Origin of the sequence: Kitasatospora sp. NPDC058162, assembly GCF_042884005.1 — a bacterium.
Taxonomy (GTDB): domain Bacteria; phylum Actinomycetota; class Actinomycetes; order Streptomycetales; family Streptomycetaceae; genus Kitasatospora.
Genome location: NZ_JBHVUS010000001.1, coordinates 580,024 through 594,873, shown reverse-complemented (window position 1 = coordinate 594,873; position 14,850 = coordinate 580,024). Strand labels below are relative to the sequence as shown.

13 protein-coding genes are annotated in these 14,850 nt (G+C 73.3%); 7 read left to right on the top strand and 6 right to left on the bottom strand.

Annotated features, from left to right (window positions below):
• Positions 1-74 precede the first annotated feature (74 nt).
• Positions 75-1,625 carry an MFS transporter gene (locus tag ACFVXG_RS02355; protein ID WP_387923462.1) on the bottom strand — a complete coding sequence of 517 codons (1,551 nt, stop codon included), beginning with the start codon at positions 1,623-1,625 and terminating at the stop codon, positions 75-77.
• 147 nt (positions 1,626-1,772) lie between these two features.
• On the opposite strand from ACFVXG_RS02355, the gene ACFVXG_RS02350 reads away from it, so the two are divergent.
• Together ACFVXG_RS02350 and ACFVXG_RS02345 are read left to right on the top strand one after the other, a co-directional pair.
• Entirely contained in the window at positions 1,773-2,399 is a 627-nt protein-coding gene (locus tag ACFVXG_RS02350; RefSeq protein WP_387923460.1) for a TetR/AcrR family transcriptional regulator, read from the top strand.
• 226 nt (positions 2,400-2,625) lie between these two features.
• Positions 2,626-3,297 (top strand): polysaccharide deacetylase family protein, encoded by a 672-nt coding sequence (locus ACFVXG_RS02345; protein WP_387923458.1) that lies wholly within the window; start codon positions 2,626-2,628, stop codon positions 3,295-3,297.
• A gap of 78 nt (positions 3,298-3,375) precedes the next feature.
• Here the strand turns inward: ACFVXG_RS02345 and ACFVXG_RS02340 are convergent, their stop codons facing one another.
• Positions 3,376-4,167, bottom strand: a complete 792-nt coding sequence (locus tag ACFVXG_RS02340; RefSeq protein ID WP_387923456.1) for a hypothetical protein — start codon at positions 4,165-4,167, stop codon at positions 3,376-3,378.
• Between the two features lie 239 nt (positions 4,168-4,406).
• On the opposite strand from ACFVXG_RS02340, the gene ACFVXG_RS02335 reads away from it, so the two are divergent.
• Entirely contained in the window at positions 4,407-5,483 is a 1,077-nt protein-coding gene (locus ACFVXG_RS02335; protein ID WP_387923454.1) for a PP2C family protein-serine/threonine phosphatase, read from the top strand.
• Positions 5,484-5,566: 83 nt separating this feature from the next.
• Here ACFVXG_RS02335 and ACFVXG_RS02330 read toward each other — a convergent pair whose 3' ends face one another.
• Positions 5,567-6,679 (bottom strand): peptidoglycan recognition protein, encoded by a 1,113-nt coding sequence (locus ACFVXG_RS02330; protein WP_387923452.1) that lies wholly within the window; start codon positions 6,677-6,679, stop codon positions 5,567-5,569.
• A 259-nt stretch (positions 6,680-6,938) separates the two neighbouring features.
• Between ACFVXG_RS02330 and ACFVXG_RS02325 the strand changes: the two genes are divergently transcribed.
• From ACFVXG_RS02325 to ACFVXG_RS02315, 3 genes are all read left to right on the top strand, one after another.
• Positions 6,939-8,207, top strand: a complete 1,269-nt coding sequence (locus ACFVXG_RS02325) for a hypothetical protein (protein WP_387923450.1) — start codon at positions 6,939-6,941, stop codon at positions 8,205-8,207.
• Positions 8,208-8,491: 284 nt separating this feature from the next.
• A complete protein-coding gene (locus tag ACFVXG_RS02320) occupies positions 8,492-9,304 on the top strand; it encodes a ferritin-like domain-containing protein (RefSeq protein ID WP_387923448.1) in 813 nt (270 codons plus the stop codon).
• On the top strand, positions 9,301-10,107 hold the full coding sequence (locus ACFVXG_RS02315; protein ID WP_387923446.1) for a ferritin-like domain-containing protein: 807 nt from the start codon (positions 9,301-9,303) through the stop codon (positions 10,105-10,107). The genes ACFVXG_RS02320 and ACFVXG_RS02315 overlap by 4 nt, the downstream gene beginning before the upstream one ends.
• Positions 10,108-10,209: 102 nt before the next feature.
• Here ACFVXG_RS02315 and ACFVXG_RS02310 read toward each other — a convergent pair whose 3' ends face one another.
• Positions 10,210-11,502 carry a helix-turn-helix domain-containing protein gene (locus tag ACFVXG_RS02310; RefSeq protein ID WP_387923444.1) on the bottom strand — a complete coding sequence of 431 codons (1,293 nt, stop codon included), beginning with the start codon at positions 11,500-11,502 and terminating at the stop codon, positions 10,210-10,212.
• Between the two features lie 102 nt (positions 11,503-11,604).
• Here ACFVXG_RS02310 and ACFVXG_RS02305 point away from each other — a divergent pair, with 102 nt between their 5' ends.
• A complete protein-coding gene (locus tag ACFVXG_RS02305) occupies positions 11,605-12,324 on the top strand; it encodes a suppressor of fused domain protein (protein WP_387923866.1) in 720 nt (239 codons plus the stop codon).
• Between the two features lie 38 nt (positions 12,325-12,362).
• Here the strand turns inward: ACFVXG_RS02305 and ACFVXG_RS02300 are convergent, their stop codons facing one another.
• Entirely contained in the window at positions 12,363-13,544 is a 1,182-nt protein-coding gene (locus tag ACFVXG_RS02300; RefSeq protein WP_387923442.1) for an erythromycin esterase family protein, read from the bottom strand.
• A 78-nt stretch (positions 13,545-13,622) separates the two neighbouring features.
• Positions 13,623-14,840, bottom strand: a complete 1,218-nt coding sequence (locus ACFVXG_RS02295; protein ID WP_387923440.1) for an alpha/beta hydrolase family protein — start codon at positions 14,838-14,840, stop codon at positions 13,623-13,625.
• Positions 14,841-14,850 lie beyond the last annotated feature (10 nt).

Sequence of the window (14,850 nt, the reverse complement as noted above, 5' to 3'; positions counted from 1 at the left end):
TCGTCGGGCTGGGCCGTTCCTGTCGAACGAGGCTGCTGTCGGCGCTGTGGCAAGGGCCCGGCCGTGACACCGGCTCAGCGTTCCAGGCGGACGGGGGCCCGCGCCGCTGACCCGGGGGCGGGGGTGGGGTGGGCGCCGGGGAGGGCCAGGGCGAGGGCGGCGCCGAGGAGGCAGACGGCGAGGCCGACGGTGCAGGCGATGTGGAAGCCGTGCATGAAGGAGCTCTGGACCGCCGCCCGCAGGGCCGCTGCGGTGCTCGGGGTCGAGGCCGTCGCGGTGCCCAGGGCCTCGGCCACCGAGGCCTTGGCCGCGGTGAGGGCGCCGGCCGGGAGGGTGGCGAAGGCGGTGGTCGCGAGGTGGGAGGCGTAGAGGGAGGTGAAGACGCTGCCGACGACGGCGACGCCGAGGGTGCCGCCGGTCTCGCGGGTCGCGTCGTTGACGGCCGAGCCGACGCCGGCCTTGGCGGGCGGCAGGACGCTGAGGATCGATTCGGTGGCCGGTGCGGTGGTCAGCCCGAGGCCGAACCCGATCAGGACCATCTGGCCGACGATCAGCCCGTAGGACTGGAAGGCGGGGGAGAGGGCGATCCAGCCGAAGGCGGTCCCGAGGAGCAGCAGCCCGGAGGTGACGACCGCGCGGGTCCCGGCCCTGGTGGCGAGCGCGACACCGCCGAGCGAGCCGAGCGCGATGGTGAGGGCGACCGGCAGGATCCGTACGCCGGTGGAGAGGGCGCCGTACCCGCGGATGAACTGGAAGTACTGCGTCACCAGGAAGATGAAGCCGAAGAGCGCGAAGAACGCGACGGTGACCGCTCCGCTGGCGGCGGAGAAGGCCGGGGTGCGGAACAGGGTGATGTCCACCATCGGGTGGCTGCGTCCGCGTTCGATGACCACGAAGAGGGCGGCCAGGGCGGCGGAGGCCGCGAAGCCCGCGAGGGTGGCGGGCTGGTCCCAGCCCCGGTTCGGCGCCTCGATGACGGTGTAGACCAGCAGGCCGACGGCGGCCGAGGCGGTGAGCAGGCCCGGGGGGTCCAGCCGGGCGCTCGACGGGTCCTTGGACTCCGGGACCCAGAGCCAGGTGGCGGCGAGGGCGACCAGTGCCACCGGGACGAGCGCGAGGAACACCGAGGGCCAGGCGAAGTGGGCCAGCAGGAGCCCGCCGACGACCGGGCCGACGGCGACGCCGAGGCCGGTGACCGCGCCCCACAGGCCGACCGCCTTGGCGCGCTCGCGGCGGTCGGGGAAGGCGTTGGTGATGACGGACAGGGTGGTGGGGAAGATGACGGCCGCGCAGGCCCCCATGGCGAAGCGGACGGCGATCAGCGCCCCGGACGACCCGGTCACGGCACCCAGGGTGCTGGTGAGCGCGAAGCCGGCGAGCCCGGTGAGGAGGGCGGGCCGTCGCCCGAACCGGTCGCCGAGCGAACCGGCGGTCAGGACGAGGGCGGCGAAGGCGAGGTTGTAGCCGTCGACGATCCACTGGAGGTCGCGGGTGGTGGCGTTCAGCTGGCGGCCGAGGTCCGGGAGGGCGACGTTGACGATCGTGGTGTCCAGGTTGATCGCGAAGGCCGCGAGGCAGACGGACGCGAGGGCCAGGGAGCGCCGGGGTGCGGGACGGTGGGGCATGGCTGCCTCCGACCAGGTGGAGCGGGTGCGGGCTGGACCGAGGGGGTGGACCCTGCTGATGTTGACAGTGGGAACATCTGGACATCTGCCAGCATTCCACCGCAAAGTGGACACTGTCAACACCGGAAGGACGGGAGGGACGGGATCGTGGCCACGAGCCGGGCCTACCATCACGGAAACCTGCGGGAGGCCCTGGTCGCCGGCGGGGTCGACCTCGCCAGGACCGGCGGGCCCGCCGCCGTCGTCCTGCGCGCGGTCAGCCGGCGGGCGGGCGTCTCGCACAACGCCGCGTACCGGCACTTCGCCAACCACGAGGACCTGCTGGCGGCGGTCGCGGCGCGCTGCATGGAGCAGCTGGGGCGGCTCATGCTCGCCCGCTCCGCGGCCGTCGACCTGCCCGACGAGGTGGCGGCGGCCCGGGCGCGGCTGGACGCGATCGGCCGGGCGTACATCGACTTCGCCCTGACCGAGCCCGGCTGGTTCCGCACCGCTTTCTGCGGTACCGCCGCCCCGGAGGGCCAGGCCCGCCACGACGGGCCCAGCTGCGAGGGCCCAGGCGCGGACCCGTACGCCATCCTGTCCGCCCACCTCGACGAGCTGGTCCGGCTCGGCGCCTTCCCGGCCGACCGCCGCCCGGGCGCCGAGTACGCGGCCTGGTCGGCGGTCCACGGCCTGTCGGACCTGCTGGTCGAGGGCCCGTTGCGGGGCCTGCCCGGAGCCGAGCTCCGCACCGCGGTCGAGGCCGTGCTGTCGACCGTCGCCCGCGGCCTCTGAGCGCAGGGGTCCTTCACCTGTTCCGGCATTCGGGTGAACCGATGGGGAAAAGCCTGGCGCGAATGGAAGACGGGTCCGACGCTGCCAGAATTCAGTTTCCCTGAAAGCCGCCCGCGCGGGCGGTGCCACTGCAAAGACGCAGGAGCAGAACGTGCGATTCATCCAACCGCGTAGCATCCCGGGGCAGGCGACCGGCGTCGTTGCGGACCGTTTTCCGTGGACGCTGATGTACCACTCCGTGGCGACCGTGCGCGAGGATCCTTATCTGATCACGGTCGACCCCGCGCGGTTCCGTCGCCAGCTGCGCTGGTTGTCCTCCTGGGGGCTGCGCGGGGTGGCGGTGGGCACCCTGCTGCGGTGTCATCGGGAGGGCACCGCCGGGGGGATGGTCGGGTTGAGCTTCGACGACGGGTACCGGGACTTCGCCGAGGAGGTTATGCCCGCGCTGGTGGAGCACGGCTTCACCGCCACGGTCTACGTGGTGGCCGACCGGCTGGGCGGATACAACGACTGGGACGGGCAGGGCCCGCGCAAGCCGCTGATGACGGCGCAGCACGTCCGTGAAGCCGTCGCCGCCGGGCTGGAGATCGGCTCGCACGGGCTGACGCACCGCCGCCTGGCGGGCCTGGGGGCACAGGACCTGGCTGCTCAGGTCGCCGGCAGCCGCCAGGTGCTAGAGGACCTCACCGGCCAGGCGGTGGAGGGGTTCTGCTACCCCTACGGTTCGCTCGACGCCGCCGCCGTGGAGGCGGTGGCCCAGGCCGGCTACGGCTACGGGTGCGCGGTCAGCCCCGGCCCGCACAGCGGGGTGTACGCGCTCCCCCGCTGTTACATCGGCGACCGGGACGGGTCGCTGCGGATGACCGCGAAGTTGGCGCGCCACCGCTGGCAGCGCTGACGGTGGATCCGGCGGAGCCGGGTGACGGGCGGTGTCGCGAACCGGCACCGCCCGTCACGTCAGCGACTTGACGGTGCATCATGAGTCGGCAGTGGCGGGTTCCAGCCGCAGCCATGACTCGTGCCAGAGCAGGGCGCACTGACGGTCGCAGCCGGTGGCGAGCGGCTCGCCGTCGCAGCGCAGGCCCTGGAGGATGAACCAGCGTCCCCCGGTGGGCTGTTGCCACCAGGCGAGCGACCGGTGGCGCAGCTCGAAGGCCCCGTGGCGGGTGCCGGTGTGGCGCTCCATGCCGGGCTGGAAGGGCACCCCGTCCAGGCAGTTGTCGGACCCGAGGGTGGCGTTGATCTCCGCGAGGCTGCGCACGGTGGCCCACAGGCCGGCCGGGCGGGGGGCGGGGATCGGCGCGGCGGAGGGCTCCAACCACTCGTCGCGGAACAGCAGGGCGCAGTCCAGTCCGCAGCCCTGGGAGTCGTCGGCACCGTGGCAGGTGGCGCCGGCCAGGGCGACGGTGCCCGACAGGCGGCGCATCCGGTAGTGGTCGTCCACCATCCGCCGCACGATGCGCTCGATCCGGTACACGCCACCGCAGAACGACCATTGGCTGTGGGTGAACCACAGGCCGCGGTGGCGGTCCTCGGCGTCGAGGGTGGCCCGGACCGCCGCCTCGTCCTTCACCCGGACCCAGTCGCCCACGGCGTAGCGGGAGGGCCGACCGGGCGCCGGAGGGCCGTTCCGGCGCTCGCGCAGGTCCTCGCGGGCGATCCGGGCGCGGCGGACGACACCGAGCGGGGGGAAGTCGCGCAAGGGGAGGCTCTTGTACTGGCACCGCTTCACGGCCGTTCCGCAGCCCGGCTCCATGGTGCGGGTCAACCATGATTTCTCGACGGCCATCAGTGAGATCCCATCGGGTCGGAGATATCGGCATAGGCTAGCGCACCCCAACTTTCCGAGTCGGCCCGTAGATCCTTTCCGGCGCCATGTCGAGAGAAGTCTTTTCATGGGAAAAGCTGCGGGGATTACGGCTCGGGAATTCCCGGATCGGCGACTCGGCGCGGAGTCGTCTGCGCGCTGGAGGCGAATCGGATCCGCGGTTCCCCTAGGGTCGCGATATGTCGATTCCGGCGTCCCCCTCACGTGGCCTGGTGCTGACGGTGTCGGCACTCGTGATGCTCGCGGGAGCGGATCTGCTGAGCAGGTCCTCGCATTCCGCGGCCCTGGCGGTGATCGCCTCCACGGTGGAGCTCTCGGTGTCGCAGGCCGTCCCGTGGGCGGCCTTCGTCCTCCGTACGGCGTCGATCGCCGTCCGGGCGGTGCTGGAGCCGCGCCGCGGCTGCACGGTCGATTCCGGGGGGCCGTTCACGGGCCTGGCGGTCGGCTGCCTGGCAGCCGCCGTGTTCCTCGGGTCGGTCGCGTGGCTGCGGACGGCACGCCGCCGGGCGCCGGGGCCGATGGTGGGTCCGGTGCGCCGCGGGGCGCCCCGGCCGTCCGACCGGATGGGGGATCTGGCGGTCACGGTGCGGTGTGCGTCGGCGGCCGGCCCCGGGCGGGACCGGGGCGTGCTGTGCGAGGTGGTGGAGACGCCGTTCGGGGTCCGGATGGTGATGGGGGACGTGCGGGGGAGCGGACGGCCGGCGGCGGCCCGGCTGATCGCCAGGGTGCTCGGGGAGATCCGGGAGGCCGCGCAGTACGAGCCGTCCCTGGCCGGGGTGGCGGCGAGGGCGGAGGCGTGCGTCTCCGGGGCGGTGGCGGCCGGGGTGCTCATGACGGCCGTGTTCGCGGAGTTCTCCGGGGCGGCCGACGTGGTGCTGTTGTCCTGCGGGCACGCACCGGTGCCGCTGGTCGCCTCCGAGGACGGCGTACGGACGGTGGCGTGCCGGGCTGGCCCGCCCGTGGGTCTGGCCGAACTGGCGCTGGGCGAACCGCACGTGCGCCGGGAGCCGTTCACCGCGGGGCAGACCCTGGTGGTGTGCTCGGACGGTGTCGCCGAGGCCCGGGGGCGCGGGGGCGCGCGCTATCCGCTGGAGGAGCGCCTGGCCCGGCTCGCCGGAACCGCCGGATGGCGGGCGGGCGGTGCCGAGGAGCGTGCGGAACTGCTCTGTTCGGACCTGACGGCCTTCGCGGGAGAGCAGTGGGAGGGTGACGCGGTCGTTCTCCTGGTGGAGCGGGTGCGGTCCGCCGACGGGTAGCCGGGACGGCGCTCACCGCGGCCGAGGCTGCGGCACGTGACGTCGACGCGGCGCTCGCGGTGTGCCGACGGACCGCCGGCCCGTCACCTCTGGAGGGCGGCCGCCGTGTCGCGGATGGCGGGGAGCCGGTGGTACAGGGCGTCACCGGGGCACTCGGTGGCGAAGCCGTCGCGGTGGCCGGAGATGGGGGCGAAGTCGACCGTGGTGCCCTTGGGGTAGAGGCTGGAGTCCGAGGCGGAGGTGAGCTGGGAGACTCCGTCGGCCTGGCGGCCGGTGAGGCCGAGCTTCCAGGCCGCGATCTTCGCGAGGCCGTCCTGCAGTTCCTGCGGCGGATTGTCCGAGCTGAACGTCCCGATCGCGGCGATGCCGGAGGAGTTGGTGTTGAAGCCGAGCGTGTGGGCGCCGAGCACGGGCTGGTCGACGCCGCCGGCGCGGCCCTCGTAGATGGTGCCGCAGTGGTCGACCAGGAAGTTGTAGCCGATGTCCCGCCAGCCGTTGCTCTGCACGTGGTACTGGTAGATCGATCTGATGATCCTCGGCGCGTCGGAGCAGGCGTAGTCGGTGGCGGTCGCGGTGTGGTGGAGGAAGGTCACCCGGACGGCGCCGGTGTACACGAAGCCCGGCTCACGGATGGACTCGTCCGCGCCCCACCCCGCCCGGGTGACGATGCCGGGGCGCGGCGCGGAGAGCGCCTCGGGCCCGGCCGGGCGCTCGGGCATGGGCTGGGTCTCGACGGAGGCCGCCCCCTGGCCGGGGTCGACCAGTTCGACCCGCAGTCCGTGCGGGAGGCCGGCCGGACCGGGGTGCACGTCGACGGCGACGCCGTTGCTGCGCCCGGCCCACAGCGGGGCGGTGCCACCGTGCGGGAGGGAGTCGGGGCCGTCGACGGAATCGGCCTCCAGGGTGTGCCAGTCGCCCCAGCGGCCGGTGGCGGCGTCGCGGGTGCGGACGCGGACGGAACCGCCGGCGAGGGCCTTGGGGGAGCCGTCCCAGACCACGCCGAGGAGTTCGAACGAACGGGTGGCGCGGGGCGCGACGGCGCCGCCGGAGGTGAGGGCCACCGAGGTGACCGAGCCGCCTCCGGCGGAGGTGCGCGGTGCCGGGGCGGCCGCGTTGTCCGCGGCCGCGACGGTGGGCTGGAAGAGCAGGGCGGTGGTGCAGCCGGCCAGGACCGCTGCCGGGATTGAGATCCTCATGTAAGGGATGTTCACCGCAAATCGCCCTCCCTGCATGTCACCGACGGAGCCCGCGCGGTCACGGAGGGCGGCGGGGGTGCGGGCGCGGCTGCGGCCGGGGAACACCGGCGGGGGCGGCGGAGCGGACCGGGCGGGCGGCATTCCCCCGTTCTCAGCAATCCATTGGGCCGGGACGGTTAACTCGCGGCGGCGTGCCTCGTCGCCGGGTGGTAGAGACGCGTATTCAGAAGATCCGTTTTGCGGATCATCCAGGAGCGTCATGCGAACTCGAATCACCACCCTGGTCCTGTCGGGCCTGACTTCGGCGGCCCTCGTGTGGGGCGCCGGCGGCGTGGCCCACGCCTCGCCCGCCACCGACCACAGCGTGACCCTCGACTCGTCGGCGGCCCAGGGCGAATGGGTCGACAGTCTTCTGCGGCTCGCCCAGGAGGACGGTGTCTCGTCGGACGGTGCCTGGACCAGCACCAGTCGCAGCGAGCTCCAGTCGATGCGGGTCGTCGGCCCGGCGCACCGGGCCGACGCCGGCCCCGAGTTCGAGGGGTTCCTGGCCGAGAGCCAGGAGCCGGGCTCGGTCCAGCCGGACGACTCGACCCGACCCGGCGAGCAGGGCCAGCCGATGGAGCAGGGCCAGCCGATGGGGCAGGCGCCGGAGTCGGCGCATCCCGAGGGCGCCTGGGCGGACGGCGGCGAGCACTGCGAGCAGGCCCCCGGCCACGAGACCCACGGCCACATCCCCGGCCCCGGCGGCCCCAGCGACTGCATCTGCCTGCCCGAGGTTCCCGGCGCCCCCGCCGGGCACGGGGAGCACGGGGAGCACGGGGAGCACGGCGAGCACGGCGAACATGGGGAACATGGGGAGCACGGCGAGCACGGCGAGCACGGCGAACACGGCGAACATGGGGAGCACGGCGAGCACGGGGAACACGGCGAACACGGAGAGCACGGCGAGCACGGCGGCGGCTCGGAGCAGGGTCAGGGCCAGAGCAACCAGCAGGACCAGGGTCAGGGTCAGAACCAGGGCCAGGACCAGGGGCAGAACCAGGGCCAGGGTCAGGACCAGAACCAGGGGCAGGACCAGAACACCCAGCAGAGCCAGGGTCAGGACCAGCACATCGACGTGACCGTCGTGGTGCAGAACACCGTGGCCAACAACCTGAACAACAGTGCCAACAACAGCGCCACCAGCAACTCGAACAACTCCGCGCAGAACAGCGCCCAGAACTCGGCGCTCAACAACCAGTCGGCCTCGCAGGCCAACAACCTCTCCAACCAGCAGAGCCAGAACAACCAGCAGTCCGCGCACAACCTGAACAAGATCAAGTTCGTTGCGGAGGAGGTGGGAGTGCGGCCGCACAAGCCGTCCCACCACGGCGGGCAGGGTGGCGGCGAGGAGCACCACGCCGGACACCACCACCACGGCGAGCTGGCCCAGACCGGCGCCCCGAAGACGCCGGTCCTCCTCGGCCTCTCCGCGGCGTTCCTCGCGGCCGGCGCGGGGGCCATGCGGCTCAGCCGCCGGCGCAGCTGATCGGGCCCGTACGGGCGAGTGCGGATACCGTCCGAACGCATGCGTGAACCGGCCTCCGCCAGGACTTCCTCCTGGCGGAGGCCTTTGCGGTGGGATGCGGGGCGGTGTGGGGCGGACCCGCTCGGCATCCGCGGGGGAGACCCGGCCCCTTTCGGGCCCTCACCCCCACGGGTGAATTCGGGGGCCGTTCGGGGGTTCCGACCAAGCCGGGTGCGTGAGCGTGCCGAACGTCAGGGCAGAGCGGTCCGGCATCCGGCCGGGCCGCAGGGCCGAGACGGGACATGATGGCCAGCGAGCACATCGACACCCGGCTGCTGGAAGAACTCACCGAGCAGTCAGAGGATTTGAACAGCGACGCGCTGCGGATCACCCGCGGAGCGCTGACCGACTTCCGGGAGGGCGCCGAGCCCGGGCGCCGGTGGTGGCAGCGCGGAGCGACCCTCGGGGCCCTGGCCGGCGGGGCCGGGGTGCTGAGTGTCGCACGGGCGGCGGCGGCTTCGCCGTCGGCCTCCGCGTCGGCCACGGCGTCGGCGGACGACATCAGGGCGCTGCAGACCGCCGCGTCCCTCGAGAACCTCGCGGTCAGCGTCTACCAGACGGCGGCCGGGCTGCCGTTCATCAAGGACGGCAACACGACGGTGGCCGCGTTCATCGCCAAGACCACCGAGCAGCACCAGGCCCACGCCAAGGCGTTCAACGCCGCCGCGACCGCGGCCGGCGGGCAGGCGCAGAACGACCCGGACCCGAAGTACAAGGCCGTCGTCGACCAGACGTTGCCCACCATCAAGACCCCGGCGGACGTGGTGAAGCTCGCCATCTCCCTGGAGGACGTCGCCGCCCAGACCTACACCAAGAACGTCGGCCAGGTCAGCAATGCCGAGCTGCGCCAGCTGTTCGCCTCCGTCGCCCCCGTCGAGGCCCAGCACCGCGCCGTCCTGCTGGCCGTGCAGGCGCTGTTGGCGGGCAACGCCGCCGATCTGATCACCATCCCGGTCGACCCGGCGAAGCTGCCCGCGGCCGCGGGCAGTGTGGGCTTCCCCGACGGCTTCTACAAGACCGACAACGCCTCCCCGATCACCGAAGGGGCCGTGAAGTGAGCACCGACCGCACCTGGGAGCCCGCCATCGGCGAGGCCGAACTCGCCCGCCTGACAAGGGACATGGAAGAGGCCCACCGGGCGACCCTGCCGGTCATGCGGGCCGCGGCGGTCGACCTGACCGAGGAGCTGCGCGCCACCGGACAGCTCGACGCGGGCCGGCGCCGGTTCCTGCTCGGGGCGGGCGGGGTCGCCGCCGCCCTCGTCCTGGCCGCGTGCTCCAGCAGCAAGAACGTCAAGGACCCGGCGCCGAGCAGCCCGGCCGGCACCATGCCCGGCTCGGCGTCGGCCTCCGGGAAGTACACCGGGGACCTCAAGGTCGTCGCGCTGGCCACCGCCCTGGAGAACCAGGCCGTCGTCGCCTACCAGGCCGCGCTGGACGCCGCGAAGGCCGGCAAGCTCGGCACCGTGCCCCCGGCCGTGGCGACGTTCGTCACCACCGCGATGGCCCAGCACAGCGACCACGCCAAGGCCTGGAACGCCGTCCTCACCGGCGCCGGCCTGCCCGCGATCACCGACGTGCCGCTGTCCAACCAGCCGGACACCCTGGCCGCGCTCGGCAAGGCCGCCTCGGTCGGGGACGTCGCCAAGCTCGCCCTCGAGCTGGAGGACCAGGCCGCCCAGACGTACCTCTTCGCGACCTACAACGTCACCAGCCCCGCCGGCATCGCCACCGCGGCCAGCATCGCGCCGGTCGAGGCCATGCACGCCGCGATCCTGAACTACGTGCTCGGCCAGTACCCCGTCCCGGACGACTTCCTGCCCACGGACAAGGCCGCCAGCCCCACCCTGCTCACCGTCTGATCCGAGGCCCCCTCCGACCGGGCGCGCGTCCGGCCCACCGGCACCCGACACCCCGCCGGCCGGGCCGGGCGCGCGCCCCTTGCCGGGCCGGCCCGGTGGGGCTCAGCCGCCCTGGCGCTTGCTCCACTCGCTGCTGCCCGGCGGGTAGTCGTAGCCGGGGCGGTTGACGTCGGCGCTGGTGCGGAAGGGCGTGCCGCCGTTGTCGATGTGGACGGTGCCGTGGCGGTCGCCGCTGGACCAGTCCAGGGTGAGGTCCCAGCGGACGTCGTGCGCCTTGGTGTGCGCGGTGACGTAGAAGGCCTCCGGGTCGGACTTGCTGACCTTGTACGGGAAGTCGCGCTGGCCGCCCTTGGGGGTGATCACCGGACTGCCCCGGTCGAGGTCGATGTCGAAGGACTGGGCGTCCACCGCGCCGCCGCAGCCGACGCCCATCGAGTAGTCGTTCCAGGCCAGCGGCGCGCCCTTGGTGGTGACCCGCACGTGCAGCGCCAGGAGGACGACGGTGTCCGTGCCGGTGCCCTGGACGGTGAGGGCGACCTGCTGCTCGCCCGAGGAGACCGCGCCGTAGGCGGCGGCCCAGCGCGGCGCGTCGCGCTCGGGGGCGGGCGGGCCGACCTGGGCGGGTGCGCTGTTCACCAGGAAGTGCTGGCTGCACGGGTCGGCGTAGACGTACGGGCGGGTGCCGACGGTGAGCGGGGCGGGGCCGGTGCCGGTCGGGGACGGGGTCGAGGTAGGGGTCCGGGTGGGCGTGGCGGTCGGGCCGGGGCTCGGGGGCGTGGTCCCGGCGACGGCGACGGCGGCAGCGGGGGTGCTGGGCAGCGGTTCCGGCGTGGCCGTCGTGACCGTGTCGTCCGGCGTGGCCGTGCTGTCCGTCGTCGTTGCCGTCGCCGTCGCGCCGACGGCCTGCTGGTCGCCCTGCGCCTTGTCCCCGCCGCCCTGGAAGCCGGGGCGCGCGATGACCAGGACGGCGGCCAACAGGGCGACGGCCGTGGCGGATACCAGCAGCGCGTTACGGCGCCGGCGCGTCGGTGCGGGCGCCGCCGGCACCACGTCGACCACTGGCTCGACCACCGGCTCCGCCTCCGCCGCGGGGAGGTCCGCCGGAGCGGTCTCCGGGGCCCGCTCGGTCCGGCGCCCCCGGGCCGCGTCGGCCAGGATCCAGCTCCGGTGGAGTGCCATGAGCTCATCGGGAGTCGCCCGGCACAACCGCGCGAAGCGCTCCGCCGACGCGAACTCGTGCGGCAGCGCCGTGCCGTTGCAGTACCGGTGCAGCGTGGAGGTGCTGGTGTGCAGCCGCTTGGCGAGCGTCCCGTAGCTCAGGCCCGAGCGCGTCTTGAGCTCGGTCAGCAGCCGCGCGAACTCCTCCGCCCCGGCGGTCCCCGTATCCTCCGACACCCGACGTCTCCCGTTCCCCGCGTCCCACCCCCGCCGGCCCGGCTCTTGTGCGTCACCGCTGTTCAAGACCCGTTCCAGCGTGCCACTTTACCCATCGTGCTGATGGACGTGGCGGTCGGGACGGACGGTTGCGTAACCACCGATCATCCGACAGTCATGACATCTGCCTCCGGTGAAGATGGGGTGGTCAGCCGGTACGGACCCCGGCTGATGGGTCGCGGCGGCCTCGGGCATCATGATCGGATGCCGGACACCGCAGCACGCACTGCTCTTCTCGATCACCTCAGTCGGATGCTTCCTGGTCGCGTCATCGATGAGGTCCCAGGTGTGGACGGGCCCATCGAGGACCGTGTGCCCGGGTTCCGGGTGTTCCGGATCCATCCCGCGTATCCGGGCGACTGGTGGCTGTATGTGACGTCGGGCTGTTGGGAGGCGACTCAGCACGACGGCCATGGCGCGGAGTTCTTCCTCGCGGCACCACGCGACGAATGGATCAACCTGGAGAGCGTCACCGTCAACGCGTACTACCACTGCGGGCCGGTGCATCAGCGACTCGACGTCGGGCACACCGTCCCCATCGGCCGGCCGTGGCTCGATGACTCCGACTGTGACCACTACCTGGTGAGCCTGCCGTATCCCTTCGGACCGGACTTCGAGGTCTGCACGTGGGAGGGCGGAGCCCATGCCCGGATCCTGTGGCTGTTGCCGATCACCGCAGCGGAGAAGGACTTCCGTCGGGAGATGGGACTCGAGGCACTCGAAGTCCGTTTCGATGAGCACGCGATCGACCCCGTCGATCCCCAGCGGGCCTCCGTGGCCTGAGACGGGCGGGCGGGGCAGAGGGCTCGGACGCGGGCGGTTCACGGCAGCCAGTGCACCGGGGACGCTTCGCGGAGGTGGATGAGGAGGTCGAAGGCCTCGGCGAGGGAGGCCACGGCGAGGTGTTCGGCGGCGTCGCGTTCCGGGGTGTAGACGCCGCTGATGACCCGGGCCTTGGCCGGGCCGTCCCACTGGCGGCGGACCTCCTCCTCGCGCAGGTCCAACCAGCGGGCGGGCAGGCCCGGTTCGGCGAGCTTCGCGTCGATCAGGTCCGGGGCCGGGTCGGGGACGACCGCGACGCCCAGGTCGCCGTGGTGGAAGCCGATCGCCACGGAGACGTACCGCGCGCCGTGGCGCTCGCGGAGCAGGCTGCCGACGGTGGCCTGCGGGCCGCGCTCGGGGACCGCGCCCAGCAGGGTGTCGGCCGCCGAGGTGTGCGCGATGCCGTCCCAGTAGACGGCGCGCAGGCCGGTGTCGCGCTGGAAATCGGCGATGATCCCGGCCCACAGTTCGGCCTCGCCCGCGTAGTTGCCGCAGCCGGCGACGCTGTGCTCGTGGAACTCCACGATCAGCCGCATCCTGGCGACCGCGTCCTCGGCGTCGGTGCTGGTGTCGGGCAGGGATTCGACCAACGCCAGTGCGTCGCGGGCGTGTTCGGCGAACGGCCGGCCGGGGTGGAGGCCCCGGGCCCGTTGGACGTGCTCGTCGATCCGGTGGGCCGTGCGGATGGGCTCCAGGTGGGCGGTCAGCTGCGCGAGCCGGTCGGGCGCCGACGCGCGCACGTGCGCCAGGACGGCGTCGTAGTCGGCGGGCCCGGCCTGGACCGGCTTCACCCCGAGGATCCGGACCGGGTCGGCCGGGTGCTCCCGGTTGAAGTCCCGGATCCACTCCAGGGCGGTGGCCATCTCGGCGGTGTGCCACGGCCGCCAGGCGGCGGCCAGGGCGGATGCGGCCGAGCCCGCGCCGCCGTTCACGTACGCGTCGAGGGCCTGGCCGGCTCCCGCGCTGTCCTGGACGGCCAGTGCGCGGAAGCCGTGGTCCCGGACCAGACGGCGGAACAGCTGGTCCCGTACCCCGAAGGTCTCCCGGGAGAAGCGGGTGGACTCCCCGAGGCCGACCACCGTCGCCCCGGCGGCCGACCGGCGGGCGATCTCGTCGAGTTCGGCGTCGGACAGGGGGAGGGCGGCGGTGGACGGGCCGGAGCTTGCGGTGTTGTTCGGCATGTCGATCAGTCTTGACCTTGAAGTCGACTTGAGGTCAAGCGACTCGGTCGCCGCGCTGCCGGGCGGGGCACCACCCCGTCAGGCAGCGGGCCCGGACGAGGGGGCGAGGGTGGTGTCGAGCCAGTCGAAGGTGACCTGCTGGAACCGGGCCATCGCGCCCATGTGGCAGTGCTCGCCCGCGCCTTCGGACTCGGGGAGGGTGACCAGGGTGTGGGGGCAGGTCAGGGCGGCGGCGACGCGCTGGGCCTGGCCGCGGAAGAACTGGTCGTCCTCGGCGTCCAGGACGAGGGTGGGGCAGTCGATGAGCTGGGCGACGCCGTCGAGGGTGTAGTCGGCGGTCCTGCGGATGTAGTCGGTGGGGGAGGCGGCGCCGAACGTCCACACGCCGTTGCGCAGGGCCCAGCGGAGCTGGGTGCTCACCTGCATCAGCAGGCTCAGCACCGGGTCGGCGAGGTCGTCGCGCCCGGACTCGACCCAGTCCCGCAGGAACGGCGGCATCATGCGGAGGTGGGCGTCGTGGTAGTCGTACAGGCCGTCGTCCAGGACGAGGGCGGCCAGGCGGTGCTCGTGGGCGGCGGCGCGGGCGGTGAGGTAGCCGCCGAGGCTGTAGCCGAACAGGGCGAGCCGGTCGGGGGCGATCTCGGGCCGGGTGAGCGCGTAGTCGACCACCGGGGTGACCACGGCCTCCCAGTCGGGGCGGAACACGAGCCCCTGCTCGCGCAGGGCGGCGCCCTGGCCGGGCCCGTCGTAGGCCAGCACGTTGTAGCCGCGGCGCAGGGCGGCCGCGCCGATGACGAAGTAGGCCTCTTCCAGGGTGGAGTCGAAGCCGCTGGTGAAGATGGCGGTCGGGCGGGGGAGGCCGGAGTCGTCGACGAGGAAGAGGTACCCGGGCAGGGTGGTGTCCCCGTAGGGGATGCGGACGGCTTCGACGGGGGTGTCCAGCAGCCTCGCGGCGGTCGCGAAGGTCTCGCGGGAGAGGGCGGAGAGCGCCTTGACCTCGGGGTCGTGGGCGGGGTCGTCGCGGCGGTAGAACTCGGCGGTGCGGTAGTAGTTCGAGGCGCGCAGCAGGGCCTCGCGGGCGCTGACCCGGTGGCCGGCGGCGAGCGCGCCGGTGCCGATGGCGTGGACGCGCTGCGCGGTCCCCTTCCACTCGCGCAGCCAGGCCTCCTCGTCGCCCTCGCCGACGTTGCGGAGGATGGTCAGGACCTCGCCCAGGTCGGCGCCGCCGTCGTTGGCGAAGCCGGCCGCGCGCAGCGCCTCGAAGGAGAAGGACTCGTCCTCGTACAGGAATCGCATGGTGCACCCC

What these genes read in the sequence shown, in the direction of transcription:
- ACFVXG_RS02295 (WP_387923440.1), bottom strand. Translation starts at nt 14,840, where the DNA reads ATGCGATTCCTGTACGAGGACGAGTCCTTCTCCTTCGAGGCGCTGCGC.
- ACFVXG_RS02305 (WP_387923866.1), top strand. Translation starts at nt 11,605, where the DNA reads ATGGACGTGGCGGTCGGGACGGACGGTTGCGTAACCACCGATCATCCG.
- ACFVXG_RS02320 (WP_387923448.1), top strand. Translation starts at nt 8,492, where the DNA reads ATGGCCAGCGAGCACATCGACACCCGGCTGCTGGAAGAACTCACCGAG.
- ACFVXG_RS02330 (WP_387923452.1), bottom strand. Translation starts at nt 6,679, where the DNA reads ATGAGGATCTCAATCCCGGCAGCGGTCCTGGCCGGCTGCACCACCGCC.
- ACFVXG_RS02335 (WP_387923454.1), top strand. Translation starts at nt 4,407, where the DNA reads ATGTCGATTCCGGCGTCCCCCTCACGTGGCCTGGTGCTGACGGTGTCG.
- ACFVXG_RS02300 (WP_387923442.1), bottom strand. Translation starts at nt 13,544, where the DNA reads ATGCCGAACAACACCGCAAGCTCCGGCCCGTCCACCGCCGCCCTCCCC.
- ACFVXG_RS02325 (WP_387923450.1), top strand. Translation starts at nt 6,939, where the DNA reads ATGCGAACTCGAATCACCACCCTGGTCCTGTCGGGCCTGACTTCGGCG.
- ACFVXG_RS02355 (WP_387923462.1), bottom strand. Translation starts at nt 1,625, where the DNA reads ATGCCCCACCGTCCCGCACCCCGGCGCTCCCTGGCCCTCGCGTCCGTC.
- ACFVXG_RS02345 (WP_387923458.1), top strand. Translation starts at nt 2,626, where the DNA reads ATGTACCACTCCGTGGCGACCGTGCGCGAGGATCCTTATCTGATCACG.